Genomic DNA, 26936 nt, shown 5'->3' with positions numbered 1-26936 from the left:
GATATTCACGATAGAATTAACGCCCTTAAAAAGCACCTGAACTGCATATATTGCTCTCTAGTCTATATCCTATAAGATAAACCTTGGTCATAAGGAATATCATCAGAGAGCAAGGAATGCCAAATAACATCAATATTACCAATTTGAATAACCTGCTTCCCTTTATCGATTACTTTGAGCGCAAGGGCATAGAATGGAAAAGCGTAGCCCAACGCTATCGTTTTCCTGACGATATGAGCCAAAGCGGATCTTGGATCCCAAGCCATCAAGCAATGGGATTTATCAATACCATGATGCAAAATACCAACCAACGCGTTGGTCTGGAAGTTGGGCGCCTAATTACCTTAGAACAAATTTCCCCCAATCTACACTTAGAAATAAGCAAGTGTCAGCGTTTAGAACAAGCTGTTCAGCGCTTAATCGAATTGATGCCCACCTTAAATAACCATGTGGTGATTTGGCCAGAAAAAATCGATGGTAAATGGTTTTTATGTCATCGCGGGGCATACCACCCATCGGCTTTGGGCTATGACCAAACCGAATGGTTTCGCGCTTTCGCTTTACTTTCTTTGTGCCGAATCTATTGTGGGAAAGACTGGCAGCCCGCCTCAGTTTTTATGAGTATCTCAAGTCATTTGGCAAGTAATCTTCCGGCCTCTTTTCGCGCGACGTCTTTCACCTTTAGTTATCCCTTTGGCGCCTTAGAAATTCCGTTACCGGATAACTTCACACCCGTTGAGTTACAAGCGAGACAATCCCATTGGCTGCAAACGCTGGATGCTTTGATTCATACCTATGCTGTATTACCGTGGTTTAATGTTGAATGGTTAGCTCTGCTTATTGGCAGCTCACCACGAACTTTGCAAAGACATTTCACCGAACTGGGTTTAACTTTTCGTCGATTAAGAGATGAGGCGCGATGCACTCGCGCCAAAACACTGTTGCGTGAAGGCGTATCCCCCTTTGAAACGGCTTGGTTATGCGGCTATAACGACCTGTCAAACTTTAACCGAGCCTTTAAAGGATGGCTTAAACAAACGCCCTCCCAATACCAAAGGCTCTGCGCAAAATAGGCCTCCCCTAAGGCAAGTGCTCAATTCGCTGACCGCACTAGCCCAACAGAATCAAGATAGATGCACCTAAATGCGCCATACCCAAGTTTTGATTAAAGAGACTCAAACACAAATGCTTCATTCAGGACTTAAGTATCAAATATGACTCATAATTCAAACCACTTACCATCACTAGCGAAGCGCATTCACCAAGGTGCTTACATTATATTTCATCATCGAAATGTAACTTGCGGCGGGTTGATCTTTTGCGGATAAAGCATCCGAATACAATTCGCCACCAATCTTCACGCCAGTCTCGCGTGCGATCTGTTTGATTAAACGAGGATCTGAAATATTTTCGACAAATACCGCTTTGATATGTTGTTGACGAATTTGTTTAATAATAGCGACAACCTCAGCCGCTGAAGCTTCCGACTCGGTGCTCATGCCTTGCGGTGCAGTAAAGTGAAAGCCATAATCTCGAGCCAAATAGCCGAAAGCATCGTGTGAAGTAATCACCTGACGTTGATCTTCTGGGATCTGCGACATTTGCGCCTTAAGCTCAGTTTGCAATCGAGTCAGTTGCTTTAGATAAAGTGCAGCGTTTTGCTTAAAATAAGCCTCATGCTGCGGTGCCACGGTCACTAAAGCATGACGAATATTTTCTACATAAGTACGCACATTCACCACGCTATGCCAAGCATGGGGGTCGAAGTCTCCATGGTGATGCTCTTGGTGCTCACTGTCTCCATCTTGATGATGCTCAAGGTGAATCACATGAATGCCATCCGATGCGGTGACTTTTAGTCCATGAAATCCTGAAGATCCAACCAAACGATCCATCCATCCCTCAAAGCCTAAACCATTCACGACCAATAAATCGGCCTCTGCAACGGCTTGCGCATCTGCAGGCGACGGTTGATAGACATGGGCATCACCGTTGGCACCCACAAGGTTCGTGAGTTGTATTTGCTCACCTCCAACTTGCTGAACAAGATCTTGCAACACGCTAAAGCTAGTCACCACCTTCACTGGGGCGGCAATACTTAAGGTCGGTATAAATATAGAAAAATAAATGAATACGGTGACAAGGTATCTCTGAATCATAACTGCATATCCTTATGTTGATGGGCAGGGGTTTGCTTGCATTGATGACGCGTCAACAAACCATTTTGTGGACTAAAAATAACCGAAAGCAAATAGCCAACGGTGAGTAAAAGAACAATGCTAGGGCTCGTGGCAAAGCCAAAATAATAGGAAAACAATAAGCCAGCCCAGCAAGCGCTGATACTCAGTGCTATCGACAGTAACAACATGGGTTCGAGCTTACGGGTCCAAAATCGCGCGATACAGGCAGGCAAAATCATTAAACCGACTGCCATTAATGTTCCAAGGGCATGAAAACCAGCGACCAGATTCGCAACCACCAAAAACATGAATGCCAAATGTGCAATTTTTCCGCTCTTGCCAAAGCCATCCAGATAGTCATGGTTTAATGATTCGAGAACCAGTGGCCGATAGATAAGAGTGAGGATGAGCAGGCTGCACAAACAGATCAGTAAAAGTAGCGTTAACGCGGTATTGTCTAATGCTAGCGCGGTGCCAAACAGCACATGCAGCAGGTCGATGCTGCTACCTTTGGCTGAAATTAACAGTACCCCTAAGGCTAACGAGCCTAAATAATAGGCGGCTAAGGTGCTGTCTTCACTGCTATTGGTTTTAAGCGCGGTTGCGCCAGCTAACATGGCCACCAGCAAACCCGCAATTAAACCGCCAATGGTCATAGCTAACACGGAAAGCCCGCACATTAAATAAGCCAAGGCAGCACCAGGCAGGATAGCATGAGCCATAGCGTCGCCAGTTAAACTCAAACGACGCAACATCAAAAATACCCCGATCGGCGCAGAGCCCAGCGATAATGTTGCACAACCTAACAGCGCTCGGCTCATAAATTGATAGTCAATAAACGGGGCAAAAAGTATCTCGCTCAACTCAAGCATACTCTGCTCCCGATAATGGTTGGTTAGGCGTAAACCCTGCTAACTCCTGCAGCGGATGATCCGCCTGCCCAGAGCAACTTGAACTGAATAATTGCAGGCTACGACCTTGCGTAATACCACCAGCATCAAACAACAAACAGTGCTCAAAGTGCTGCTTCACCAACTCAAGATCATGCACTGCAGCCACGATTGTGGCACCATTTTGCTGACAGCATTTAAGCTGATGTAGTAACACTTCAACCGTAGGTTCATCTACGCCATTAAAGGGTTCGTCGAGAAGTAACAGCTTACTGCGCTGCAATAACATGCGAGCAAATAAAGCTCGCTGCAGCTGGCCACCCGACAACTCACTTAGTAAGCTGGTGGCTAAATCTTCAATGCCCACCTGTGCCAGTGCTTGTTGCACTTGTTGCTGATAAGGCCGCATCGAACGCCACCAACCCGTTTCAGACCACAAGCCAGTACTCACAAAGGCTTTGAGGTCGATCGGAAAGCTCCGTTCTACACTTAAATGCTGCGGCAAATATGCGATGTCTTGTCGTGGATTAATCTGATAACTCAAGTGACCGCTCAAGGGCTTAATCAGCCCCAATAAGGTTTTAAGCAAAGTAGACTTTCCTGCGCCATTAGAGCCAACCAATGCCAACATGCCATTGTTTGGAATAGCAGCATTTAAGTCACTCACTATCGGCTGATGTGGTTGATAACCAATGCTTAAATGATCCATAGAAATGATTGCTTGCATGCTTTAAGCGACCCAGTAAGTCAATACGCTCAGGCCAATCACCAGCAAGACAAAAGGGAATAGCCGAGTAATAATACCGTGAAAATAAAAATGCATGACTTCACCATCTCTTTACATAATGTTACGATGTAACATATCATTCAATCAATCATAAAGTAAAGAGGATGAAGCCTTGATATTTAACTATCCCGCGTTTGCCAAAAAACCAATCATCCACATACAACCAATCACCCATGGGCTTGGCTTCCAGCATTGCCTAGATCTTGAACGGCAATCGAAAGCGGGCTTGAAACAATGAATGCGCAAATCAGCGACACGCTGACCAGTAAAGCAAACACCCCCGAGGTATTAACCGAAATCTATGACAGCAAACGCGAACTTACGGTGTGGCTGCGCGATACCGACTCAGACATTCTCGACTATGCACAAACGCTGGTTGCCAGTCACAGCATGTTTCGGGGGATCACTGCCCGCCTAAGCGTTGGCGAAGTGTCGGACTATATGAGCCAGAAGTTACCTGCGGGGCCAGGACGTGCAGCTCTGATTGAAGATCTGGTGCTCATCTGCGACATGTTCAGCTGTTTGTTCGAACTGGAGCATATCGGTTTGCGTTTGGTCAAACTTGAGCAAAGCATGTGTCCTAAATTTCATTGCGATCAGGTACCATGTCGGTTACTGGTCAGCTACCTAGGTGCAGGCACAGAATACCGTGATTTAGCAAGCCGTAACGGCTCAAGCAGTCCAACAGAAGCACCTGCGGTTCATAATATTCCTTTGTTTGCCGTTGCACTGCTAAAAGGACAAGGTTGGGAGGACGATAGCGAGCATGGTTTGTTCCACCGCTCGCCCACCTCAAATGAGCTTTATCCTCGCTTATTACTAAGTTTAGATTTTGCGAGTTAGCTTGGTTTACAGATAATTTAAGGTCACTATGACGCAACAAAAGAATGAAGCCATTGTGAGTTGTGCGATGAGCCGATGCAAAGACTCCGGTGCTCGCTTAACCGTAAAACGAGAGCAGATCCTTAGGGTATTGCTAAACGCCAACAAGCCACTGTCGGCCTACGAAATACTCGATCTGTATAACCAACAAACCGAGCAGTCTATGCTGCCCATGTCGGTATATCGGATCCTTGAATTTCTCGAGCAACATCAGTTAGTTCATAAACTAGGTTCGCAAAACAAATTTGTTGCCTGCTCGCATATTCACGACCAATGTCACCATCAAATTTCCCAGTTTCTGATCTGTCGAGAATGCCAACAGGTGAAAGAAATAACCATTCCCCAGCATCTAATCGACGAAATAGGGCTTCGCGCAAAAGATGTTGGCTACCATCTTCTTAGCCCTCAGCTCGAGCTTGAATGTATTTGCGACAATTGCAAATCGAGTCAAGTCTAGTAAGCCATATCGACCTTCAAGTTGTTTAGAAAGTGCTCCCCGATCTCGCAGAGCAGGCTAAGCTTCGGCTTGCATCATGGCTTTGTTCGCGGCCAAGCATCGCGTTAAAACCGTGGCCATAATCTTTAACCACTTTTAGCCTTATCAACATAATTCGGCAGATATCCGCTATCCATTTTTGCCCCACCCCGTGCAGCAAAGGGCTTGAAGAATGTTTCCCATAACATCGCCACTACCTTAGCTTTTTAATCGTTTTACGCTAAAAAACCAAAATGATATACAGTGTTCATGCAATTCCTTGTTTCCACCAGCTATCGCATTCTTTGGTCATGATTTAACTATCAATTTTTGCTCTATCTTGCTGAAATCACTATAAGGCAGTGATACTGTATTGAACAATAAATGGGAGAGAGAAGCGAAATTTCTTTGTTATAGCAAGGAAATTTTCCTTTTAAGAAGCTGTTAAGTGTCTAGGAGAGTAAGTGCCAAGTAACAAGCAGTTAGGATTGTATTTGGTTGTTGTAGTCGCGCCATTTCTGCCAATTATTACTTGGCTACCGTTCGCATATGGCTTCAACTTTAGATCAGCTTTTATTGCCTATAGCGTATTAGCTCTTTTCTCATTCATAGGTGCAACGGCTTTACAGTTCCTAAAAAGTAGCAGACCTTTAAGCATCATCTACTTTCTTCTTGCTCTACCTTCAAGTTGGTTTTTAACAATTTTCGGTGCATGCTCTATCTACAGTGACTGTCTGTAGATAGAGCATGCACTCAATCGGGTAGTCGAAGGTGTCTATCCTCCTGCCCCCACAACACCCTACATGTGGCTCTGCACAGGGCGTGTTCTGAAACGTTTAAAATACAAGCCTTGGTATTCCAGTGGTGGCTTCTGATTTTGCGCCACCATTGCTAAGTCCGGTCGGACACAGAACGAGTGAGCAGCATTGGGCTCTTTATCAAATAAAACAGTCTTTTAAAGTTGCCATACGGCGAGCGACTTTTCCATCGCTCGTTCTGCGGCTTAACGCTACACTACCACAAAGCAATCAACGACAAAGCCACCGCATAGGGCGGCCATTAAACCAACGGACAAATGATGGTAGTTAAATTTCACGAATTAGATAACTCTGTAGACTTAAAATTTTCGGTAATTATTGCGAAAGATCAGCATGGTTTTGTTTATGTAAGGCATCAAAATAGGAATACTTGGGAAGCCCCCGGTGGACATATTGAAACCGGGGAAACCGCTTTTGAGGCGGCAAGCCGAGAGCTTATAGAAGAAACAGGGGCAAAAGATTTTTCTATTCTTGAAATCTGCAATTACTCCGTAAGCGTTGAAGACGCCACTACTTTTGGCGGGCTGTTTTTCGCAGAAATTCACAGTTATGGTGATTCACTAGATTTTGAAACTGCAGAAGTAAAGTCATTTAATCGTATGCCAGCTAACTTGACCTACCCAAAGATCCAACCATTTCTATTAGAAAAAGTTTTATGCCAACTAAAAGTTAAAACAGGATAGCGTATCCACCTAATCGACTAGCCAGTGGTATCTAAGCTTACCAATACCCTACATATGGCTCTGCACAGGGCGTGTTCGGAAAAATAACCAGACAGCCATTCCAATGCTTAGTCAATACAAAGGTGACGATGGACATTTAAACTAGGGGTGTTATTTATTGCTTCGGCAGTGGCTAGGCATGCCTTAGCCAAACCGCTTGCAGTTAGCCGTTGGCTATTCGTTGATCCCCAGAACTACGATAACTTAAGCGTGTATTGGGGCTCTTCAAGTAATGAATCTTTCAACTCTGCGGAGCTAAGGCTTGCTATTGGGGGCAATGGCCCCATTGCTATATGATAAAGCCCATAAAATTAAACCTTTGCTGCCTAAGCCGCAGTGTAATCTTCATTCTGTATCTGGGTCATATAAAGGCGTAGCAATGCAAACCCAAACCACCAATGCAAGCACTCAAACAGCACAGACGAACACCGCAGCAAAAGACAAAAACCTGCGTATTTTGTTTGAGTTAGTCCGATTCATTCGCCCCTACAAAGGCCGAGTAACCGCGGCACTGCTGGCGCTAATGTTTACCGCATCGCTCACCCTGTCGGTAGGATATGGGGTGCGAATTTTGATTGATGAAGGTTTTGCCCAACAATCGCTGCAAGAGCTGGGGAGCGCAATTAAATTTATTCTTGCGCTCACGGTATTTATTTCCATCGGCACATTTTTTCGGTTTTATTTAGTGTCTTCGGTGGGTGAGCGCGTGAGTGCCGATATACGGCTGGCGGTGTTTAATCATGTGATTACTTTGCACCCCAGTTATTTTGAAACCAACGGCAGTGGCGACATGATGTCTCGCATCACGACCGATACCAGCTTGCTACAAAGCATTATTGGTTCTTCATTTTCAATGGCGATGCGCAGCGCATTAATGTGTGTGGGCGCGATCATCATGCTGTTTGCCACCAACATAAAACTTACCCTTATCGTATTAGCCTCGGTGCCCTTTATTCTGGTGCCTATATTGATTTATGGACGCCGAGTTAGAGCCTTGTCACGCCAAAGCCAGGATTCTATGGCCGATGTAGGAAGCTACGCTGGCGAAGCAATAGAGCACATTAAAACCGTACAAAGTTACAGCAACGAAGCCCAAGAAAAAGCCTTGTTCGCCAACCAAGTAGAAAAGGCTTTTGAGATAGGTCGCCAGCGTGTAAAACAACGTGCCATTTTAATCTCTGGCGTGATTCTGATTGTCTTTAGTGCCATAGCAGGAATGCTTTGGGTTGGCGGCAGCGATGTAATAAACGGCGTCATGTCTGCCGGTGATTTAGCCGCGTTTGTATTCTACGCCATTATGGTGGCATCTTCCTTGGCAACTATTTCTGAGGTGTTAGGCGAGTTGCAACGCGCCGCAGGGGCAACAGAAAGGCTAATAGAAATACTCCAAGTCAACAGTCATATTGTAGCACCGAGCCAAAATATTATCTCAACGGCGGGGCTAGCGGCCGAAGTCGCATTTCACAAGGTGTCTTTCCACTATCCTTCGCGGCCCGATCAAGCGGCCACTGTGCAACTCAGTTTAACTGCCGAACAAGGTAAAGTGGTGGCGCTAGTTGGCCCCTCTGGTGCAGGTAAAACCACCCTGTTTGAACTACTGCAACGTTTTTACGACCCTCAATCCGGTAAGGTCACGCTTGGGGGCATAGATATTCGCCAGCTAGATCCAACAGCGCTGCGCCAACAAATGGCATTGGTGCCACAGCAGCCTGCCTTATTTAGTAGCGATGTTTTTCACAATATTCGTTACGGCAACCCGCAAGCTAGCGACCAGCAAGTGATTGAAGCCGCCAAAAAGGCGCATGCTCATGAGTTTATCATGAACTTACCCCAAGGTTATAAAAGCCACCTTGGAGAGCGGGGAGTAAGGCTTTCTGGTGGCCAACGCCAGCGTATCGCTATCGCCAGAGCCATACTAAAAGACCCCAGTATATTGCTACTCGATGAAGCCACCAGCGCATTAGACAGCGAGAGTGAACACCATGTGCAACAAGCCTTACAAGAATTGATGCGCAACCGAACTACCTTAATTATTGCACACAGCCTTGCAACCATTCAGCATGCCGAGCAAATTGCGGTATTAGATCAAGGCCGTTTAGTCAACACCGGCGATCACCTGTCGTTAATGAAAAGCTGCGACTTATACCAACGCTTAGTCGCGCTGCAATTTAAGCATAATCAATAACCGCTTATAGGGCTTAAACTGGAAGCCAACCGTAACCGCGAGGGTATCCAAACAGCCATCCCAATAGTTACTTAATACAAAAGGGGCCGATGAACATTTCGATTGCGTGTCTAGGTAATTGTGTTTACTGAAGTGAGCTGATGAGCATGAATAAGATTTAAGATGCCTTTATGAGGAAAATACGTCGTAAATTCAATGGCCTCATCAGAGCCGTCGCGCTTATCTGCTAAACCATCTGAGTTTTCAAGGCATCAACGATATAACTTGCTAAGACATTGCCCGCAGAACCTAAGTCCTTACGGTGTTCAAATCGTAACTGATACTCACCAAGCTTAGGCAAACCATGGCTCCCATCAACTTGAACAAAGGGCGCTCTCAGATGGCTTTGTGGCATAACCGCGATGGCGAGATCGGCTTCCATTGCGGCATACATGCCAGCACTAAAGTCGCAAGTATAAGCGATACGGTAATCAATGCTTTGCTTATCCAGAGCTTCGAGCGCCATTGCGCGCCAACAACAACCATGACTGGCAACAGCGATAGGCAAAGGGTGTTTCCCAGCAGCCAGCCCTCCACTACGGTTAGCCCAAATTAACGATTCAGTGGAAACAATCTCTCCACGAGTTGGATCCTGACCAATATTTCCAGCAGTAAACAAAGCCATATCGAGCTCTTCTCTATCTAAGCGCTGCAACAACTCGGTGCTGCTACCTGCGATGACATTTACCGCGACAGCTGGGTGAGAACGCGCGAACTGAGCTAATACCATTGGCAATATGCCAACCGCCATATCTGTTAGTGAACCAAAACAGACCGTTCCCTCAATAGGTGGGGCAATAAACTGGCTTACTGCCTGTTCATTCAATTTGAGTAAACGACGGCTATAGCTGAGTAATAACTCTCCTTCCGGAGTTAAACGAACCAGCCTCGCCTCGCGAATAAATAAGCTTTTACCCAGTGTTTCTTCAAGACGTTTAATCTGCATGCTAACAGCAGCAGGAGAACGGAAAACCTGCTTTGCCGCACGGGTAAAGCTGCCACTTTCTGCTATTGCTACAAAAGATCTTAATAAATCGAACTCTAATAATGGCGGCGTGTTTGCAAGCAAAGCCATGTGACAACCCTTAAGTTTTTCTGAACGATGAGTTTAGTATTTTTAGTTTGATTAAACAATGAATGAAAATCATCATCTAATCAAGGAACGCGACTCAATCGTTTGTTGTTAACCATAAATACTGTGGGAAATTAATTGTGAGAAGAAGGGACATTGCTATGCCTAAAGATGACCGTGTGATGACCAAGCAATCAGCCATTGTAACGAGACCTAGACAAGAAAAAGCTCTAGCAAAACAACATCTACTGCGATGTATTCAGACATTGAGGGATTGCTATGCAGCCTATCGGCGCAGACAGACATTATTAGCTCTGCTTAGCTGTGATGATCATATCCTGGAAGATATCGGTCACACCCGTCAGCGTTTAATGTTTATGGCAAATTTGCCATTAGGTACAAAGGTTCATCAAAAGCGATGAACTTTAAACGTTCAAATGGACAACTTATAGGGAGAGTTACTGGCCAGATTATTCAGATAGCCAGACAGCTCTATATGGCTTACAGCAACCACTTTCAACAACGCCACTAATGGTCATTTAGTTCTTTGTGTAGCCACAATTTAAACGCATGGATTCGTCGCACACGTGAGGAAGAAGGATCGCTAATCACGGAATAGCAAATACCTGGATTCAATCCAATATCAAATGGCTTAACTAATAAACCTCGTTCAACAAAATCTGCGGAAATGCTTTCCGTCGCTAAACATGCACCATGGCCGCCGACAACGGCGTTGATAGCCATATCAAAAGTACTCACTTCCATCCATTGAAGTGCTTCTCTTTTAGCACTCACCTTTGCACGATGAAACCATTGATCCCAGCTGAAAGAGGCAGAATGAAAATCAATCAGCCAGCAATCGAGCAGTTGTGCTGGACGCTCAAACTGCATTGATTTAGCAAGTTGTGGAGAACAATAAGGAAAAATCGCTTCTTCAAATAGTGTTTCTTGCTCTAAATCAAGGTGCGCAACACTCTCATTTCCCTGCCAAATTAATACATCGGTTTCGGTGTGGCGAATATCGATCGCTTTGACCGTTTGCACTCGAATTGGAACATGTGGGTACTCCATCGTAAATTTCCACAATCGAGGCATCAACCAACGTGTCGAAAATGAACGAGGAGCGCTCACATTGAGTACACCTTCCAAGGGTTCGTTTTGAATTCGATTCAGTCCGGTGATTAAATTTTTAAAACCATCGGTGACATACTTTTGAAGTATTTGTCCCTTGTCGGTTAGCTGCATTTCACGCCCACGACGAATAAACAATTTACACCCTAAGCGCTCTTCCAACTGTCGTAATTTTTGGCTGATTGCGGCTTGAGTGACAAACAATTCGTCGGCAGCTTTACTGTAACTTTTTAGTCGAGATGCCGCTTCAAAGTAGCGAAGAGCGGAAAGATAACGCAGTCGATTGTCCATAAGCTGTACTTATAGTTCCTGTCATAAATTGTTGTTCGTAATAGCCCTTTATTAGCTTGATAATAGTCATATCTAATACGGAATCAAGGTTAAATTGATGCTGGCACGTAGGCAAACCAAGAGAATAAATCTGATTAATCAATTGAAACTTAAGTATTTTATTATAAGAACAAATGAAAATAGAACTCTGGTTAACCAGTTAAACGCTTATATTAAAAAAGATATAGGGCTATATACTGAAGCGGAACAAACAACACATTTCTCTAGCTTTTTATAATTTGAACTAATGGGTGGTTAAGCAGAAGCATTACTGGGGCTTGGCAAGCCAAACGCTTGATGTGGGCTTTGCGTCTCCACAAGGGATTTTAGCACTTAGGCGAGCCTCTACAGATGATATTGTTTGGCGTAGGTGGAGTCGTTTCTGTGACTCAATTGAAAATGCTGGTAGCTTGCTTGGCTCATGTGAATAAGCGACGGCTTTAAGCATTAACGAAATTGCCCAGATCATAGCTATACAAATTGTTACTTTCGCTATCTAATAAGCTTCGCTATCCAATAAAAATTATACCAATGGAGTAAAAACCAAAAGATGGAAATAATCATTGACGATCTATCCGGTGGTGAGGTCATTCAGTTATTGGAAGAGCATCTTGCAGATATGTATGCCACCTCTCCCCCCGAAAGTGTCCATGCGCTTGATGTCGACGGCCTCAAGGCGCCTGAAGTTACATTTTTCAGCGCTTGGTTAGGCAACGAGTTACAAGGGTGTTTGGCCATCAAACAACTTACATCTGAACATATAGAACTGAAATCGATGAGAACTGCTCATTCTGCCAGGAAGTCTGGTGTTGCCAGCCAACTCCTCACTCATGTGCTAAATGTTGCCACTGAAAATGGTTATCGGAAGGTAAGCTTAGAAACGGGTTCACAGGCGTTTTTCAAACCGGCTCGAAGCCTATACGAGAAGTTTGGATTTAGTTATTGTGGGCCTTTCTCCGACTATACAGAAGATCCCAATAGTCGCTTTATGACAAAAGAGCTCGCAGACCAACAGCTATCATAATCAGCTGGGTTTTAAAGTACTTTTTCAATCGTTATATAAACCGGTTAGAGCAGCGGGTCTAACACGTTGCTATTCGTTGATGAGGCAGAACCAGCGTGTGGGGCTCACCTTTCCCGCAACTCAAGTTACGCCCGTTAAGCCCCACCGTAGAAATCACCAAATAAACAAACAACACCTTAGATCCCGCTTAACCAAGCAAGCACAGCGGCCGAACTATCCCCGACGAATAGGCGAAAAACTAGCCACCCAGTGCCGGTCGTTCACCTTGGCACCATGAAAGGCAGTGGCCGCTGGCGTTTTCCTACAATGGCAAACAAAAGCTGCCGATGCTTCGCTTCACGGCCATGCCAGTTTGGTGACGATATTAATGGCTTAGCTAGAAATCCAGCGTTGTTGATAGCTGGAAGGTTCGCGGTGCGCCCATCGCCAAGCTGGTGAAGTTAGGCTTTGCCCAATACGCCTTGTTGGTCAAATTGGTAACCGCAGCTCGCATGGTTAGTCGACGACCCGATAGCTCGGTGACATAACGTGCGCCGAGGTCGTACACGGTACGGCCAGAAACCGATAGCGAATTGTCTGCACTAAGATACTGCTTGGAAGCCGCGTTTAGATTGGCGGTCAATGTTAGACCTTGCATTCTTGGTATATCCCACTCCGTTCCCAGCTTCGCCTGCCATTTAGGCACGCCCGTTGCCTGTTTGCCCTCATTGGCTTGGTCAGCAGCCTTCATCACCTTTGGATCCGAGTAGGCAATCCCCCCCATCAAGCGTACGCTATCCAGCGGTGAACCGAAGAAACCCCATTCCACTCCGCGGTTACGCTGCTCCCCTCCGAAAGAAAAAACGTTGGAGACGGGGTCGGTATAGCTGCTCGGACGCTCAATTTCGTACAAACTAAGCGTGTGGGCAAATTCACCAAAGTCGAATTTAAATCCAAACTCTTTCTGCTTGGTTTTGAAGGGCGCGAACACTTCACCCGCATTTGCCGCTGTATTGGGTGCCATCGCACCTTGGCTAAGCCCCTCAATATAATTCGCATAAACAGACATTTTCTCGGTGGCTTTAACAAGAACAGCCACTGCCGGCGTGATGGCGCTTTCGTCATAAGCAAGCCCTATCCGCTGTCCGGTTGCACCGTTATAGCTGTCATTGCTCACCTGTTGACGGCGTAAGCCAAGCGTTAGTTGTAGCCGCTCATCAAAAACCGACAATGTGTCCGCTAAGCCAAAGCTGGTCAAGCGAGTATCGGTTTTGGTAATCGCAGGGATATTGCTAGGACGTTCGACTTCTGGGCCCCATACCGGGTTGTAGATGTTTGTCACCCAAGCATTCGGCAAAAGGTTTCTAAAACCGTTCAACTGATAATCTTCATCGTAATAGGTACTGTTAAGCGCAAACTGATGGCCCACCGGACCCGTTCGAAGCTGACCTTTCAGTCCAATTTCTGCCGACTTTCTCTCCACTTTGTCGGACACGCCACTGAAGTTAATCCGAAAGTCTCCCGCTTCATTAAATACTTGAGCAGCGCCCATATTTGAGTCAAATTCGGTCTTGCTAATCCCCCCAGCCACATAAGCTGTGAGTTGGTCACTTAGATCGTATTCGCTGTGCAGCATGGCACCTTTATCGGTACTTTCATAGAAAGCCCAGGGCGGGTTCCACGAAACATCGGGGCTTGGTGGTGTGGGTACCGCCAAACCGGGGGCTAGAGTGATCCCCCGAGTCAAACCATTCGAGCGCTCCATACTACGATAAAGATCGACCGACAGCCGCGCCCGATCGCCGCGCCAATCCAGCCCGAGTGAAGCTAGCGAGACTTTTTTGTCTTGCGTATTCACCGCAGTATCGCCATCACGATACACACCATTGAAACGGATCCCAAATTGCTTTTTCTGGCCGAAGCGACGACCTAGATCGACATGCCCACCGAACTGCGAGTCAGACATGTAATTAAGCGTAAAACGCGTTAATGCCTCGTTACCGGCACGCTTGGTGACCAAGTTAACTGCGCCCCCCGCAGATCCCTTCGGCGGCATCCCGTTAAGCAAAGCAGAAGGTCCTTTGAGTACTTCGACCCGTTCGAAAATTTCCGGCGAATTGCGATAATAGGCCGCCATGCCAGCCAAGCCGTTAATCGTCACATCACCAACGCTGGATGGCAAACCGCGGATCGAATAGCCTTCGTTACTTTCACCTGGGATGCCACTCATAAACACCGTGGGATCGGTTTTAGCGATCACCTCACTAATATCCCGGGCTTGCTGATCTGCGATAAACTGCTCTGTATAGCTAATTGTATTAAACGGTGTATCCATAAAATCTTTGTCGCCGAGCAAGCCCATACGACCGCTAGTAGACACTTGTCCTCCGGCGTAGGGGGCTGCCCCAACCACCTTCAGCGGGGATAAAACGGTCACATCTTCAGCAGCACGAGACGAGGTCTGTTGCTTATTGGCATTGGTTTCCTTATCGCTGGTTTGCGCCAGTGCTGGTGATGCCACCACAGTCAAGGCACTGAGCGTGAGCCCGAGTAGCAATTTTTTTTGGTTCAAGACAGCGGGAGAATGAGCGGCAAATATAGAATTTGCAGACGCTGTCTGCCGCACAAGGCCTTGCTTACGATGCTTATATCGACGTTTTGTCATGTCTGACTCCTTTCAAGTTTAAATTGAATTAGCTCACCGCTAGGTGATAAAAATATGCTTTCAAATGAGATTGTTACGCTTTGGGTACGCTCCGCGAGACCAGCTAAAATGACTCAGTTTTGGTAGCCAGCAACGACATCATCGATAATCAGCGCTAAAGAGCTAGGGCTGGCTGCCGTGACATACCAAGCCTCGCTATCGGCAAAAACGACGCGCCCATTTTTCCAAGCATTGGTTTGCCGCAGTAAGGGATTACCGAGCGTCTCGGCGTTCAAAGCTGATCGGTGCTCCATCACGGCGGTGCGATCCACGATGTAAATCACGTCTGGATTGGCCTGCCGGATGAACTCACTGGAAATTGGTTGACCATGTAAGCCGGTTGCGCCCTTCGGGCTGGCCGACTTTACATTCAGCGCATTAAATACAAAGCCGTAGCGGGACTGCACCCCAAAGGAACTAAAAGCGCCGTTGTTGTGTAGCACGATCAAGGCCTTTTCGGGACGACCTTGGATGATGCGCCTAGCCTCTTCAACCTTGGCTTCTAACTCAAGGGCTTTCTGCTTGGCCAGTGCTTGTTTGCCAAAGATTCGCCCCAAGCTCAGAAGGTGTTCCTTAACAACCTCGATATGCCTAACTCGGCTATCCCGATAGTCCACGTCGAAGTGGATGGTCGGGGCGATCTCACTCAGTTCTTTATAATGCTTGGCCTGTAGTGAAGTGATCAGGATCAGATCGGGCTTGGCCGCATGTACCCGCTCCAGATTGGGCTGAACAATCGCGCCTGTATCCACCACTTGCGAAGCGCGCTTATACTTCGCAAGAAAATGTGGAACAAAATCCTTGGGCATACCTGCAACCGGAATCCCCAATTGATCGAGAAAATCAACTTCATTCATATCTAGAGCAACCACCCGCTGCGGTAACTTGTTGATCACGGTGCTGCCCAGTTGGTGCTGGATCGTAATCGCTTGATAGGCGGGTAACGAAGACTGACTAGTCGCTGCTAACTGTGCACTTTTGGCTACCGATTCTTCGACTTGCGGCTGGCAGCCCTGTATGGCGAACGTGACGCTCATCAGCAAAGCCAAGGCCCAATGCCTTTGTCGGTGGTTGAAACTCATTTCAGTTCTCCTAATGGGTTAAAGTAGTTGCATAGGCATCCGCGCTCGCTTTGCGCGATCTCAAAATCTAGCTCGTATAGCTCACCCAACCGCGCCTCGGTCACAACCTCCGACACCGAGCCGGAGCAATGCACCGCACCGCCCTTCATCGCCACAATGTGGTCGGAGTAATTGGCTGCGAAATTGATATCGTGTACCACCAAAATGACTGTGCGCCCCTGCTCGTCACATAAACGACGCAGCGCACGCATAATTTGCACGGCATGCTTAATGTCGAGATTATTCAAGGGCTCATCCAGCAGCAGACACGGTGTCTGCTGAGCGATCGTCATGGCTAAAAAAGCCATCTGACGCTGCCCGCCACTGAGTTCGTCGAGATAAGCTTCACGGAGCGGCTCCAACGTCAAGAAGGCGATGGCCTCGTCGATCGTCCGATAATCGTCAGCGTTCAGCGCGCCTCGGCTATAAGGAAAGCGGCCAAAGCCGACCAGTTCCTCAACCGTTAGCCGCAAGTTAAAATCCGGTGACTGGCGCAAGGTAGCGACACGCTTGGCGTAGTCACCAATAGGCAGCTCCGATGCTCGACAACCTTCAATCAAAATATCGCCATGGCTTGGCTTTAGCAGCCGGGCAATCGTCATCAACAAGGTCGTTTTACCCGCGCCGTTGGGGCCGATCAGCGACGTGAGCTGCTGCGCTGGGAAGCGCAGATTTACATCGGAAAGTACAGTTCTGTCACCATAAGCTTTGGAAAGGTGATTAACGGTAATCATGTCGTTCCTCGCTTGCGCATCATCAGCGCCAGAAACCAGACGCCGCATACCAGGTTGACCAAGATGCCGACGGTAGTTCGGTAATTAAAAATGTGTTCAACTGCAAGCTGGGCCAGGATAAATATGCCAACCGCAATCGCGCAGCCAGTCGCTAAGGTGACCCGATGCTTGAAACTACCAGCCAGTGCATAGCTGGTATTGGCAACGAAGATGCCCATGAAGGCGGTAGGCCCAAGCAGACTCGTCGAAACCGCCACCAGTACGGCGATCAAAGCAAGGTAGAGCCGCACCGAGCGCTGGTAATCTACGCCAAGAGATACCGCTTGCTCGCGCCCTAGGGAAAGCACATCCAGCGTTGGCAAGGTCTTAGATGCAACGATCCACACCGCGCCAACCAGCATCAACGCAACCAATAACTGCTCAGGCTCTGCCTTGCCAAAAGACGCCTGACTAAAGCCGAGCAGTACCGAGAACTCACCGGGGCTGACCTGGAATTGAACAAATAAGGTGAAGGTGCTGATCACCATCGTGAGTACCAGCCCCAACAACAACAGCAAATACACATCATGCTGACCCTCTCGGAATAGCCAGCGATGGATGACCCAGGAGTAGCCGAGCATCAAGCCGATAGATAATAAAAAGTTGCCGTTTGCACCCAGTACCACCAGACTCTGCGTCCCCATGACGAGGATCAGCAGCGATTGAAATAGCAGATAGACCGCCTCGTAGCCCATGGTCGCTGGCGTCAAGATCCGGTTGCCGGTGATGGTTTGGAACACGATCGATGACCAGGCAACACAGGCGCCACCAATCAGCATCGCCACCAATCGGGAGCAGCGCTTAGGAATCACATAATCGAAATCGAGTCCCGAGCGGAAAAACAAGAAGCAGATAGCCAATCCGATGACGATCATCCACACAGCATAGCCAGAAGTGATGCGTTTCATCGCAGCCTCCTGAAGATCAACACCAGAAATAACACGCCACCCACACCGCCTGCGGTTAAGCCAATAGGCACCTCGAATGGGTAGATCAGCACCCGACCGAGAATGTCACAGGCCAGCAACAATGATGCACCGCTCAGCGCAACCACAGGCAAGCTGTGACTGAGGTTGTCGCCATAGTGCAGTGCGACCAAATTGGGAATAACCAGACCAACGAAGGGAATTGCACCCACGGTAATCACTGTGGCTGACACGGTGACGGCCACCAGCATCAAGCCCAGACTCACCGTGACCGAGTAGTTCAGTCCTAGGCTTGTCGCCATGCCTTCCCCCATCCCCAGCACCGTGAAGCGTTGCGCGTACAGGTAGCTTAATGCCACGATCGGGAGGATCAGGTAGATGATTTCGTAGTTACCTTGAACAATCTTAGAAAAATCACCCAGCAACCAGCCCTGCATACTTTGCAGTATGTTGTTGCGATAAGCATAGAATTCGGCGATAGCACTGAGCACACCGCTGTACATCAAGCCCATCACAGGGACCAGGATCGAGTTTTTGAATTTAATGCGGCGGATAATCGCCACAAAGATCAAGCTTGCTGCGAAGCAAAAGGCCAGCGCGAACAACATCCGCCCTACTGTCCCAGTGTTCGGTGCCACGGTTAATGCCACTAAAATACCGAGCTTGGCTGCATCCAGCCCCCCCGAGGTGGCTGGTTCGACAAACTTGTTGCGCACGATGTGCTGCAGGATCACGCCACAGACCGACAGCCCGACGCCGGTTAGCACCAACGCCGCCAAGCGTGGCAGCCGACTCGCGGTCAAGGTCAGCCAAGTATCACTGGATAGCGAAAACACCTGAGACCATGCCATTTGCTGGGCACCGAGCAGCAACGATGTACCACAAAGTAGGCAGAACACGCCAAATAGGCTGGCACGCATCAGTAATCCACGCCATCTGATGCGGCAGCAATACGCCAACCTTTTGCTGCTTTGCGCTGACCGAGGAACTGCGTGTATTGTCCTTGCTGCTGGCGCAACTGCAGCGGTGTTCCTTGCTCGACAATCAGGCCCTTTTCCAGTACCACTATTTGATCAGCCATTGCCACCGTAGACAGCTGATGGGCGATCACCAGCAGCGTGCATCGGCCGCGCAGCTGTGCCAAAGCCTCGGCAATCACTGCCTGATTTTCCGCGTCTAGCGCAGCAGTCGCTTCATCGACCAGCAAAATTGGCGCATCTTTGAGTAGCGCACGGGCGATGGCGATGCGTTGTCGCTCTCCACCGGACAAACGCGTCCCGCCCTCACCAACAGGGGTATCCAGCCCTTGTGGTAAACGCTCAATGATCTCGACGACACCAGCCAAGCGCGCCGCCTCGAGCAGCTCTGCATCACAGGCATCGGGTTTGCCAATGCGGATATTCTCAGCAATGCTGCCTATAAATAAGTAGTTGTCCTGAAAGATTTGGCTGATTTGCGCTGTCAGTTGTGTGCTGGACATCTGTTTAACATCCACGCCACCAACCAGTACGCTGCCTTGAGTCGTGTCGAAGAAACGCGCCACGAGCCGAGCCAGGGTCGTTTTTCCGGAGCCGGATTCACCGATCAACGCGGTCATACTGCCCGCTTCGAGACGAATGCTCACCCCGCGTAATACATCAGGCTCGCCTGGCGCATAACAGAAATGTACTGCTCGCAGTTCCACCGAGGCATCGCGCGGTGTCTGCGATATGTGAGGCTGCGGTAAGGCTTCAACCGCAAACAACTCACCAATCGTATCCAGCTGGCCACGCGCGCTTCGCAACACCTCGCTATAACTGGCCACTTCCAGCAGCGAGTCGATAAAGCGGCTGACCAGCAACAGGGCGACGATGACCGCAGCGATACTGCTGGTTGCCATGCCTCCCTCAAGGTGTCTATTCAACCACCACGATGCTGCGAGCAGTAAGCCGGCAAACACCGCCTGCACGGCCCAAGTATTAAGGACCGTTGACCCGGCCGACAGCCAGATCAATCGCGCTGCCGATTGGCGTTGCTTCTCTAGCGCTTGCTCCAGCAAGCGCATGCCACCACCTTCACCGTTAAAGGCACGTAACACAGACTGAGCTTGAGCAAATTCCACCACCCGCTGGCTCGCATCGGCAAAATGTCGATGAAAGGCATCATCGGCGCGGCGCGAGAGCTTCGCGGTGAGGGCAAGCACTCCCGTCAGTAGTGGCAAGGCCAACAACGCAATCAAGCCCAATGGCCAGTGCAGCATAAACAAAGCGACCACCAGCACCATCGGCGTAACCACGCCAGCAATGACTGGGGTGAACACATGTGCCGGAAGCTGAGCCACGGCCATCATCCCTTGCGTAACAACGTGACTAAGTCGAGCCGTATTCTGTGGCGAGAACCAGCCGACTGGCAATTCTGCCACATGGTTACCGAGGCGATGGCGTGCCCCCCGCAAGATGGCCACCCCCACTCGAACACCAGCTTGCTCCACGTAGCGCCGCAAGACCCAGCAAATAACTAAGCAGCTCAGTAGCACGATTAACCATGGCACCATCTGCGGCACATCGCCGCCCAACAGATGGAGCAGCACCGGCACCAATGCGGTCATGGTCAACCCGCAGAGCACGCCATAAATAACCGCCATCCAAATGTAGCGCCGCAATACCAGAGCATCCTCGCCCAACAACTCAATCAATGTCTTTAACATGGCTGCGCCTCCGATACTGCTGACCCTTGGTAATCGCCTTTAGCCCATAACCGCGCATAGCATCCATCCTGCGCGAGTAGCTGCTGATGGGTGCCTTGTTCGGTAATCGCGCCGTCTTCGAGTACCAAAATCCGATCGGCGTGCATCACGGTGTCGAGCCGGTGTGCGATGACCAGTAAGCTACGGCCCTGCGCGAAGCGTGACAGCGCACTTTGGATCGCCACTTCGTTACTGGCATCAGCCGCCGCCGTTGCTTCGTCGAGCACCAACAGCGGTGGATCGAGTAGCACGGCGCGGGCAATGCTGAGCCGTTGGCACTCCCCCCCGGAAAGCTGAGCATCCTCACCCACGACCGAGTCGTAGCCACGCGGCAAAGCGAGAATACGCTTATGGATGTTGGCGGCCCGCGCCGCGTGTTCAACTTCCTGTTGACTGGCCGCTGGCCGCCCCAGCGCAATGTTATCGCGCACGCTGGCATGGATCAGGTTCACCTCCTGTAACACAAAGCCAATGCGGCGATAGAGCTGCGAAGTCTCGATGTGCCGTAAGTCCACACCGCCAAGGGTGATTCGTCCCTCGCTCGGGTCAAAAAAGCGGAGCAGTAAACGCGCCAGAGTCGATTTACCCGCGCCCGAGGGGCCAACAATCGCCGTGACAGTGCCCGGCTCCAGCGTAAAACTGAGATTCGTCAGAGCCTGAGAGTTCTCCCCATAGCAATAGCTGACTTTCTCGAAGCAAACTTGATGACCGGTCGGGAGCTGCTGCTGGTCCGGTTCCAGCGTTTCCAGCACCGGCGTTTCTAGCAATGCCAGCACCCGCTGCGCAGCCCCCGTGGCGCTGCCAAGATCGTGCAGCAAGGTGTGTAATAGCAACAGCGGCGCGCAGATCCCCGGTGCCACTAAGGCAAACGGCAGCACCTCTACCGGTTCAAGCCAGCCAAGGCTCACAAACACCGCACCAAAGGCCAGCACAATGCCCAACACCGTTACTGGGGCGATCATCGCATGAGCATGAGCCATCGCTGCGACCAGCGGACGGGTGAAACGAACGAAGGCATCGGCGAAGGCATCCACGGCCTCTCGATAACCTGCGTGCGCCTTACCAGCTGCGCCGAATGCTTTCACCACAGGAATACCATTCACAAACTCGACCGTCGCGGCATTGATCCGTGCCAGTCGAGCGACGAACTGCTGCATGTTGGCACCACCGGTTTTCATGGCGAAATGCAAGAATAAGAAGAAGCTCGGAAACGGCAACAGTGCGGCGATGGCCATCCGCCAATCCAGTGCCAACAGATAGATAAGCGAAATTAAAATGGCGCCTACGGCACGCCCGACAGCAGTGAAAAAGTGTGCGCTCAAGCTATGTAGCGTAGCGATGTCGTCTTGCATCGCCTGCTTAACCTCGCCCGACGCTCGGCCTGTAAACCAGCCCAGCGGCACCCGTGTCAAGCGATCGACGGTGGCAAGACGCAAGTGATAGGTAATGCGATTGTCGGCTAGATGGGCGCTGAGCTCAGCAGCAAACAGCAGCGCCATACCGACAAACATGCAGAGCACGCTAATGCTAAGCGTCCACCAAATGTCGTCCTGCGCTTGTCCAGCTGCCGCGATACTCTCATCGCCAAGGACGATCTTAGCGATATTCGCGATACCAGCCAGCGGCACCAACGTCAGCATGCTGCCCACGCCAGCGAGTATCGCGGCCACGGCCAATTGCCCACGAATGGGGCTCAATACTTGGCTGATTGGACTCGCTTCTTTGGTCTTGACTACAGCTACCTTATTCGTGCTCAAGAAATAAAACTCCAATAAATAAAAACAAAACAAGCCCGTGATTCGAGCTAAAAAGACGCGCCATCAACAGGCGTTTTGTTCTAGCCAGCAAGCGGTTTTGTAACAAAAAACCTTATCTTGATCGGCACACCAACTACATACGAATGATAATTAGTTTCATTACTATAAACTAATTATCGAATTAGTTGCAACCACTAAACTAAATAGCTAAAAAATAGGTTAGAATGAGATCGTAGCTACCGCTACGACCGAGGAGCAGAGATGAAATCACCACAACAGCGTGCCACGCGGGGACGCCCACCAACCATCACACGCCAACGAATTGCCGAGGTCGGCATTGAAATAGGCCTGCCAAACATCACTTTTGTCGGTGTTGCGGCCGCCCTGGGGGTGAGTCATATGGCGCTGTACAAGCACCTTCCGAGTTTAGAAGCGCTCAAATCGCTGGTCGCCGAGGAGATATTCAGTCGCTGGCAAATCCCACAACCCGACAACAAACAGCCCGAAGAACTGAAGGACTATCTGATCGCGTTTGCCGCATCAATCCGAAAGTTCATCAAGGCATATCCTGGGCTGGCACCCTATGTGTTCCGTCGGTTGGCGGCTACTCAACCCATGATCACAAAGATCGATGAGCACCAAAACCACATCGCAGGCAGCTATGATCTTTCAAAGGAACAAGCTCGCTGGCTACTCGCCACGGTGGCATTTCACTGCATCGCGGTGTCGGACACGGTATATTCGGTCGCCGATCGAGAACCTATCGAGAATGCAGACCGCGATGCAGAAGAAAGCGAAATGGAGCAAGAACTGATTCGGGGGATGCATGCACTCATCGTCGGTGCTCTGGTGATGCTGGAGAACGGGACCGCAGTTTAAACATGCGCGACCACGGCGCTGGTCCTAAAGGCCATGACATGCCAGGCTCTGTTCGCCCCTAAAGACTGCAATAGCAAGATTCACATGTTTTGCAGCATTAAAATCGGCAATGCTTAGTTAGTGTATTGTCGTGTCACTGGCTGTTTCACGATGAGCTTGAAAGGATGACAAAAATTGGCGCTGCATGTACTTAAATTGGGGCACCGAGAGTGCCCCAACTGACAATGAGTGACAGATAGAACTTACCGACTTGAATTCAAAACTATCGCCCGATGCAAGTCAGCACTCACACATGAATGACTCTTCGATGCTCCCTGCTGGTGAACTAAAAGTCCTGATTCAGCAGAGCCGATGTGAAGTCGAGATGATTGAAGCGCCCGCCTAAATCACCTCGACTCTGAGTAAAGATGTTCCTGTCGTTTACAAACGCAGCACCGTATCGCAGCGCTTTTCAATCAGATAGGGGTCATGACTAACGAATAACAGCGCACAACCTTGCTCTTTCGCTAAATCAACCAATAGTTCAATCACCTCCTTGGCGATGATCGGATCAAGACGAGACGTCGGCTCATCCGCAAACAAGAATACCGGCTCGAGCAGCATTGCGCGCAAAATGGCAAAACGCTGCAGCTCTCCCCCGGAAACTTCCGTGCTGCGGCGCTCTAAAAGCTCTGGCGCTAAGTTTAATTTACTCATTAAAATCGCAACTCGCTGGCGCTCAATTTGATGAAGTTTAACCAAGTCTTCCAACAACACCCCAAGCGTGACACTGCAAGTCAATGCAGCGGGAGGATCTTGAAACAGCTTCAACCATTGATAAGGTTTAGCCTCTTCACTCAAACGCTTGACCGAACCTTCAATCGGCTTTAGCAAGCCCAGCAAAGTATCACCTAAGGTGCTCTTGCCACAGCCACTATCACCCACCACGCCCACCACCTCTCCAGAGTGAATGGTAAAGTTGATCCCATTTGACAGCGCAAGGCCATTGCGACCGATCGCTAAACGCTTCGCTTCAAGTACTGGCTTCTTCTCAATCATCGGGTAGTCACGCGCTTTCCAATGACGAGGATCTGCCGCAATCAGTAATTGGGTGTATGCATGCTGTGGATGATTTAAGATTTGTTGCGCACTTCCCTGCTCGACCACCACCCCTTCCTTCATCACAATAATGTCCCCGCCAATCTGACGAGCAACTTCAATATCATGAGTGATGGTAAGCAAACCGCCACCTTGGGCACTGTTCATCAGGACTTGAATAATGTCATCTCGACGACTAACATCAAGCCCCTTGGTCGGCTCATCGGCCAAAACAAGTTTTGCGCCTCCCGCCGTTGCAGAGGTCACAGCTAAGCGCTGTGCCATACCACCAGAGAGTTGTCCTGGCCGTTTTAAGGCACTGCTTTTTAGGCCAACTCGCTCTAAATCTTTTAGCGCGCGATAAAATGCAGCCTCTTCATCTAAATCATGTAAGCACTGGTACACCTCTGACACTTGCTGGTAAGCTGGCATTAAAGGATCGAGGGCACGCCACGGTTCTTGAGGCAGCATAATCACCTCCCTCCCCCATAAGCTTATCAGCGACTTGCGGTCGTGAGTTTGACCGAAGACCTCAACCTGACCTTGCTGTGACAATTCACTGGGGAGTAAACCAACAATGGCTTGAGCTAATAAACTTTTACCTGAGCCAGTTTGACCCAGAATCGTCACCGGTTTGTCTTGATATAGCTTAAATGACAAGGGCTGCAGCAGCTCTAGCTGTTTTGTTTTAATCGAAAGATCAGTCAGCTGAATTAAGAGGTTCACGACTCGCTCCTGCCAATAAATGAAAACCTAGCACCAATAGAGCGACCACCAGCAGCGGTTGAGCCAATATCCACGGCGCTTCAATATAGAATGGGAATAACTCAACACTCATCAACCCCAGTTCTGCTAGTGGGGGCTGAATCCCAACAGCCACAAAACCAAGTGATGCCATCATTAAGATCGCGTTAGCTCCCCCAAAGGCCGCCATCGTCGAGACCGAAGGTGCAACTGCAGGCCAGATATGGCGCTTAAACTGATACCACTTACCAAAGCCCATCATGACCGATACTTGTCTTTGTGGGCTATCCATTAAGGTTCGAGTAATGGCCCGTGTCACGCGATAGTACTCAAGCCATTGAACCAATGAGATGGCAAGGTACATCACCAAAAACGAACCCGGAGCTATCGCGGACAGCAATAACACAAGTACCAAGCCAGGTAGAGCCAGCAAGATATTCACTAAAATATCCAGGCCTTGTTCAATACGTCCCCCCGCCCAAGCGGCGCAAACCCCCAGTGTTACCCCCAAAATTGAAGCGCTAAAGACACACAGCAGCCCCAGCGTGAATGACAGACCAATCGCACTGGCTAAACGCGTCATCATGTCTCTGCCAAAATGATCGGTGCCCAACCAATGCTCAGCATTAGGATAGAGTAAACGACTGGAGAGATTTTGTTCATCAATACTATAGGGAGAGAAGCCCCCCACCAGTATCGAGAAAATAAACAAGCCCAGTAATATCATTAAGCCAATCTTTTGATTGATATTAAATTGCTTCATCATTTTTCTTGTAGGCCTCTGGGATCAATCCAATAACACAGCACATCAATCAGGCTGTTTAGTACAACAAACAGAACTCCCATTGTCAGCGCACAACCTTGGATAAGCGGTATATCTCGAGCAAAGATTGCATGCGCAAGTCCATGCCCAATTCCGGGCCAAGAGAACAGAGATTCGATCATCACAATCCCTTCGATCACACTCACTAACTGAATGCCGATAAAGGCAACAATTGGCAGCGCCATATTTCTCACCCCATGGCGGAAAAAGGTTTGCCCTTCGCTTAAACCCTTTACCCGAGAGAACTGATAAAAAGCCGAACCAAGCACCTGAGCAACACTGCGGTGAACCACTCGATTTGATACGGCGGCCAAGCTGATCGCCAAGGTAAGACTTGGCAGAACAAGGTGTCGCCAAGTACCAAAACCAGCAACCGGTAATAAGGGCCATTCAATCGCCAACAGCAGAAGCAGGATCAGGCCCAATACAAATACTGGCATCGCACGAGTGAAAATAGAGAACCACACCACCAATAAATTCAATACACCGCGCTTTTTCGCGAATACTTCCTTGGCGGTTAAAGTGCCTAAAGGCAGCGCAATCGCCACTGATAATGCAATGCCAAAACCAGCAAGCAGTAATGAGTGACCCAATTGATGCAGTACCGTTTCACTCACAGGCAAGCCACTCACCAGTGAATTGCCTAAGTTGAACTGCATAAGGTCTGATAACCAACTTAGGTACTGACCAAACCAAGCTTGATCCAGATTCAATTCTTGGCGAACAAGTTCTGCCGCCGCTGAATCAACATTATCTTGCCCGTAACGACTGGCCGCAATTCGATAGGCCATGTCTCCCGGTAAACTGCGCATTAAAATAAAGGTCAGTGTACCGACCCCCCAAGCAACCAAGATCAATTGATATAAGCGCTTCTTAGCTAGATCCCACAACAT

23 protein-coding genes are annotated in these 26936 nt (G+C 49.0%); 8 read left to right on the top strand and 15 right to left on the bottom strand.

Annotated elements, in window-relative coordinates; genetic code table 11:
• Window positions 1–116: 116 nt before the first annotated feature.
• On the top strand, window positions 117–1073 hold the full coding sequence (locus ACRRS1_RS02865) for a helix-turn-helix domain-containing protein (RefSeq protein ID WP_432454666.1): 957 nt from the start codon (window positions 117–119) through the stop codon (window positions 1071–1073).
• 171 nt (window positions 1074–1244) lie between these two features.
• On the opposite strand, the gene ACRRS1_RS02860 is transcribed toward ACRRS1_RS02865, so the two are convergent.
• Genes ACRRS1_RS02860 through ACRRS1_RS02850 form a run of 3 tightly spaced genes read right to left on the bottom strand, consistent with a single transcriptional unit; the run spans window position 1245 to window position 3797 of the window.
• Window positions 1245–2159: a metal ABC transporter substrate-binding protein gene (locus ACRRS1_RS02860; protein WP_432460866.1), complete on the bottom strand. Its 915-nt coding sequence runs from the start codon at window positions 2157–2159 to the stop codon at window positions 1245–1247.
• On the bottom strand, window positions 2156–3052 hold the full coding sequence (locus ACRRS1_RS02855; protein ID WP_432460865.1) for a metal ABC transporter permease: 897 nt from the start codon (window positions 3050–3052) through the stop codon (window positions 2156–2158). The genes ACRRS1_RS02860 and ACRRS1_RS02855 overlap by 4 nt, the downstream gene beginning before the upstream one ends.
• A complete protein-coding gene (locus ACRRS1_RS02850; RefSeq protein WP_432468446.1) occupies window positions 3045–3797 on the bottom strand; it encodes a metal ABC transporter ATP-binding protein in 753 nt (250 codons plus the stop codon). The genes ACRRS1_RS02855 and ACRRS1_RS02850 overlap by 8 nt, the downstream gene beginning before the upstream one ends.
• Before the next feature lie 294 nt (window positions 3798–4091).
• Here ACRRS1_RS02850 and ACRRS1_RS02845 point away from each other — a divergent pair, with 294 nt between their 5' ends.
• From ACRRS1_RS02845 to ACRRS1_RS02830, 4 genes are all read left to right on the top strand, one after another.
• Entirely contained in the window at window positions 4092–4700 is a 609-nt protein-coding gene (locus ACRRS1_RS02845; RefSeq protein ID WP_432454670.1) for a DUF1826 domain-containing protein, read from the top strand.
• A gap of 28 nt (window positions 4701–4728) precedes the next feature.
• Complete coding sequence (locus ACRRS1_RS02840; RefSeq protein WP_432460862.1) at window positions 4729–5196, top strand: Fur family transcriptional regulator; 468 nt, start codon at window positions 4729–4731, stop codon at window positions 5194–5196.
• 1093 nt (window positions 5197–6289) lie between these two features.
• Entirely contained in the window at window positions 6290–6715 is a 426-nt protein-coding gene (locus tag ACRRS1_RS02835) for an NUDIX hydrolase (RefSeq protein ID WP_432454673.1), read from the top strand.
• A gap of 418 nt (window positions 6716–7133) precedes the next feature.
• Entirely contained in the window at window positions 7134–8939 is a 1806-nt protein-coding gene (locus tag ACRRS1_RS02830) for an ABC transporter ATP-binding protein/permease (RefSeq protein WP_432468448.1), read from the top strand.
• A gap of 226 nt (window positions 8940–9165) precedes the next feature.
• Here the strand turns inward: ACRRS1_RS02830 and ACRRS1_RS02825 are convergent, their stop codons facing one another.
• Window positions 9166–10053: a LysR family transcriptional regulator gene (locus ACRRS1_RS02825; RefSeq protein WP_432454675.1), complete on the bottom strand. Its 888-nt coding sequence runs from the start codon at window positions 10051–10053 to the stop codon at window positions 9166–9168.
• 158 nt (window positions 10054–10211) lie between these two features.
• On the opposite strand from ACRRS1_RS02825, the gene ACRRS1_RS02820 reads away from it, so the two are divergent.
• Entirely contained in the window at window positions 10212–10472 is a 261-nt protein-coding gene (locus tag ACRRS1_RS02820) for a DUF1127 domain-containing protein (protein WP_432468449.1), read from the top strand.
• Between the two features lie 106 nt (window positions 10473–10578).
• On the opposite strand, the gene ACRRS1_RS02815 is transcribed toward ACRRS1_RS02820, so the two are convergent.
• Window positions 10579–11472: a LysR substrate-binding domain-containing protein gene (locus tag ACRRS1_RS02815; RefSeq protein ID WP_432464319.1), complete on the bottom strand. Its 894-nt coding sequence runs from the start codon at window positions 11470–11472 to the stop codon at window positions 10579–10581.
• Window positions 11473–12061: 589 nt separating this feature from the next.
• Between ACRRS1_RS02815 and ACRRS1_RS02810 the strand changes: the two genes are divergently transcribed.
• A complete protein-coding gene (locus ACRRS1_RS02810) occupies window positions 12062–12535 on the top strand; it encodes a GNAT family N-acetyltransferase (protein ID WP_432468450.1) in 474 nt (157 codons plus the stop codon).
• 376 nt (window positions 12536–12911) lie between these two features.
• Here the strand turns inward: ACRRS1_RS02810 and ACRRS1_RS02805 are convergent, their stop codons facing one another.
• From ACRRS1_RS02805 to ACRRS1_RS02775, 7 genes are all read right to left on the bottom strand, one after another.
• Window positions 12912–15179: a TonB-dependent receptor gene (locus tag ACRRS1_RS02805; protein ID WP_432468451.1), complete on the bottom strand. Its 2268-nt coding sequence runs from the start codon at window positions 15177–15179 to the stop codon at window positions 12912–12914.
• A 113-nt stretch (window positions 15180–15292) separates the two neighbouring features.
• The gene (locus ACRRS1_RS02800) at window positions 15293–16300 is read right to left on the bottom strand and encodes a siderophore ABC transporter substrate-binding protein (RefSeq protein ID WP_432468452.1); all 1008 of its coding nucleotides are present in this window, start codon (window positions 16298–16300) and stop codon (window positions 15293–15295) included.
• Complete coding sequence (locus ACRRS1_RS02795) at window positions 16297–17073, bottom strand: iron ABC transporter ATP-binding protein (protein WP_432468453.1); 777 nt, start codon at window positions 17071–17073, stop codon at window positions 16297–16299. Before ACRRS1_RS02795 ends, ACRRS1_RS02800 begins: the two co-directional genes overlap by 4 nt.
• Window positions 17070–18020, bottom strand: coding sequence for an iron chelate uptake ABC transporter family permease subunit (locus tag ACRRS1_RS02790; RefSeq protein WP_432454681.1), 951 nt, complete (start codon window positions 18018–18020; stop codon window positions 17070–17072). The genes ACRRS1_RS02795 and ACRRS1_RS02790 overlap by 4 nt, the downstream gene beginning before the upstream one ends.
• On the bottom strand, window positions 18017–18958 hold the full coding sequence (locus ACRRS1_RS02785; RefSeq protein WP_432464315.1) for an ABC transporter permease: 942 nt from the start codon (window positions 18956–18958) through the stop codon (window positions 18017–18019). The genes ACRRS1_RS02790 and ACRRS1_RS02785 overlap by 4 nt, the downstream gene beginning before the upstream one ends.
• A complete protein-coding gene (locus tag ACRRS1_RS02780; RefSeq protein WP_432454683.1) occupies window positions 18958–20625 on the bottom strand; it encodes an ABC transporter ATP-binding protein in 1668 nt (555 codons plus the stop codon). Before ACRRS1_RS02780 ends, ACRRS1_RS02785 begins: the two co-directional genes overlap by 1 nt.
• Window positions 20626–20717: 92 nt before the next feature.
• Window positions 20718–22520 carry an ABC transporter ATP-binding protein gene (locus ACRRS1_RS02775; RefSeq protein WP_432468454.1) on the bottom strand — a complete coding sequence of 601 codons (1803 nt, stop codon included), beginning with the start codon at window positions 22518–22520 and terminating at the stop codon, window positions 20718–20720.
• Between the two features lie 261 nt (window positions 22521–22781).
• Here ACRRS1_RS02775 and ACRRS1_RS02770 point away from each other — a divergent pair, with 261 nt between their 5' ends.
• Window positions 22782–23399, top strand: a complete 618-nt coding sequence (locus ACRRS1_RS02770; RefSeq protein WP_432454685.1) for a TetR/AcrR family transcriptional regulator — start codon at window positions 22782–22784, stop codon at window positions 23397–23399.
• A gap of 420 nt (window positions 23400–23819) precedes the next feature.
• Here ACRRS1_RS02770 and ACRRS1_RS02765 read toward each other — a convergent pair whose 3' ends face one another.
• Genes ACRRS1_RS02765 through ACRRS1_RS02755 form a run of 3 tightly spaced genes read right to left on the bottom strand, consistent with a single transcriptional unit; the run spans window position 23820 to window position 26936 of the window.
• Window positions 23820–25202, bottom strand: a complete 1383-nt coding sequence (locus tag ACRRS1_RS02765) for an ABC transporter ATP-binding protein (RefSeq protein WP_432454686.1) — start codon at window positions 25200–25202, stop codon at window positions 23820–23822.
• Window positions 25177–25986, bottom strand: coding sequence for an ABC transporter permease (locus ACRRS1_RS02760; protein ID WP_432468456.1), 810 nt, complete (start codon window positions 25984–25986; stop codon window positions 25177–25179). Before ACRRS1_RS02760 ends, ACRRS1_RS02765 begins: the two co-directional genes overlap by 26 nt.
• On the bottom strand, window positions 25983–26936 hold the full coding sequence (locus tag ACRRS1_RS02755) for an ABC transporter permease (RefSeq protein WP_432468458.1): 954 nt from the start codon (window positions 26934–26936) through the stop codon (window positions 25983–25985). The genes ACRRS1_RS02760 and ACRRS1_RS02755 overlap by 4 nt, the downstream gene beginning before the upstream one ends.

The sequence above is a fragment of the Agarivorans sp. Z349TD_8 genome, assembly GCF_050870825.2.
In the GTDB taxonomy this organism is placed as follows: Bacteria; Pseudomonadota; Gammaproteobacteria; order Enterobacterales; family Celerinatantimonadaceae; genus Agarivorans.
Note: the sequence above shows the minus strand (reverse complement) of the source record. Positions and strands in the feature narration are given on the sequence as shown.

Coding starts and splice junctions, on each gene's coding strand:
- ACRRS1_RS02865 (WP_432454666.1), top strand. CDS start 117: ATGCCAAATAACATCAATATTACCAATTTGAATAACCTGCTTCCCTTT.
- ACRRS1_RS02860 (WP_432460866.1), bottom strand. CDS start 2,159: ATGATTCAGAGATACCTTGTCACCGTATTCATTTATTTTTCTATATTT.
- ACRRS1_RS02855 (WP_432460865.1), bottom strand. CDS start 3,052: ATGCTTGAGTTGAGCGAGATACTTTTTGCCCCGTTTATTGACTATCAA.
- ACRRS1_RS02850 (WP_432468446.1), bottom strand. CDS start 3,797: ATGCAAGCAATCATTTCTATGGATCATTTAAGCATTGGTTATCAACCA.
- ACRRS1_RS02845 (WP_432454670.1), top strand. CDS start 4,092: ATGAATGCGCAAATCAGCGACACGCTGACCAGTAAAGCAAACACCCCC.
- ACRRS1_RS02840 (WP_432460862.1), top strand. CDS start 4,729: ATGACGCAACAAAAGAATGAAGCCATTGTGAGTTGTGCGATGAGCCGA.
- ACRRS1_RS02835 (WP_432454673.1), top strand. CDS start 6,290: ATGATGGTAGTTAAATTTCACGAATTAGATAACTCTGTAGACTTAAAA.
- ACRRS1_RS02830 (WP_432468448.1), top strand. CDS start 7,134: ATGCAAACCCAAACCACCAATGCAAGCACTCAAACAGCACAGACGAAC.
- ACRRS1_RS02825 (WP_432454675.1), bottom strand. CDS start 10,053: ATGGCTTTGCTTGCAAACACGCCGCCATTATTAGAGTTCGATTTATTA.
- ACRRS1_RS02820 (WP_432468449.1), top strand. CDS start 10,212: ATGCCTAAAGATGACCGTGTGATGACCAAGCAATCAGCCATTGTAACG.
- ACRRS1_RS02815 (WP_432464319.1), bottom strand. CDS start 11,472: ATGGACAATCGACTGCGTTATCTTTCCGCTCTTCGCTACTTTGAAGCG.
- ACRRS1_RS02810 (WP_432468450.1), top strand. CDS start 12,062: ATGGAAATAATCATTGACGATCTATCCGGTGGTGAGGTCATTCAGTTA.
- ACRRS1_RS02805 (WP_432468451.1), bottom strand. CDS start 15,179: ATGACAAAACGTCGATATAAGCATCGTAAGCAAGGCCTTGTGCGGCAG.
- ACRRS1_RS02800 (WP_432468452.1), bottom strand. CDS start 16,300: ATGAGTTTCAACCACCGACAAAGGCATTGGGCCTTGGCTTTGCTGATG.
- ACRRS1_RS02795 (WP_432468453.1), bottom strand. CDS start 17,073: ATGATTACCGTTAATCACCTTTCCAAAGCTTATGGTGACAGAACTGTA.
- ACRRS1_RS02790 (WP_432454681.1), bottom strand. CDS start 18,020: ATGAAACGCATCACTTCTGGCTATGCTGTGTGGATGATCGTCATCGGA.
- ACRRS1_RS02785 (WP_432464315.1), bottom strand. CDS start 18,958: ATGCGTGCCAGCCTATTTGGCGTGTTCTGCCTACTTTGTGGTACATCG.
- ACRRS1_RS02780 (WP_432454683.1), bottom strand. CDS start 20,625: ATGACCGCATTGGTGCCGGTGCTGCTCCATCTGTTGGGCGGCGATGTG.
- ACRRS1_RS02770 (WP_432454685.1), top strand. CDS start 22,782: ATGAAATCACCACAACAGCGTGCCACGCGGGGACGCCCACCAACCATC.
- ACRRS1_RS02760 (WP_432468456.1), bottom strand. CDS start 25,986: ATGATGAAGCAATTTAATATCAATCAAAAGATTGGCTTAATGATATTA.
- ACRRS1_RS02755 (WP_432468458.1), bottom strand. CDS start 26,936: ATGTTGTGGGATCTAGCTAAGAAGCGCTTATATCAATTGATCTTGGTT.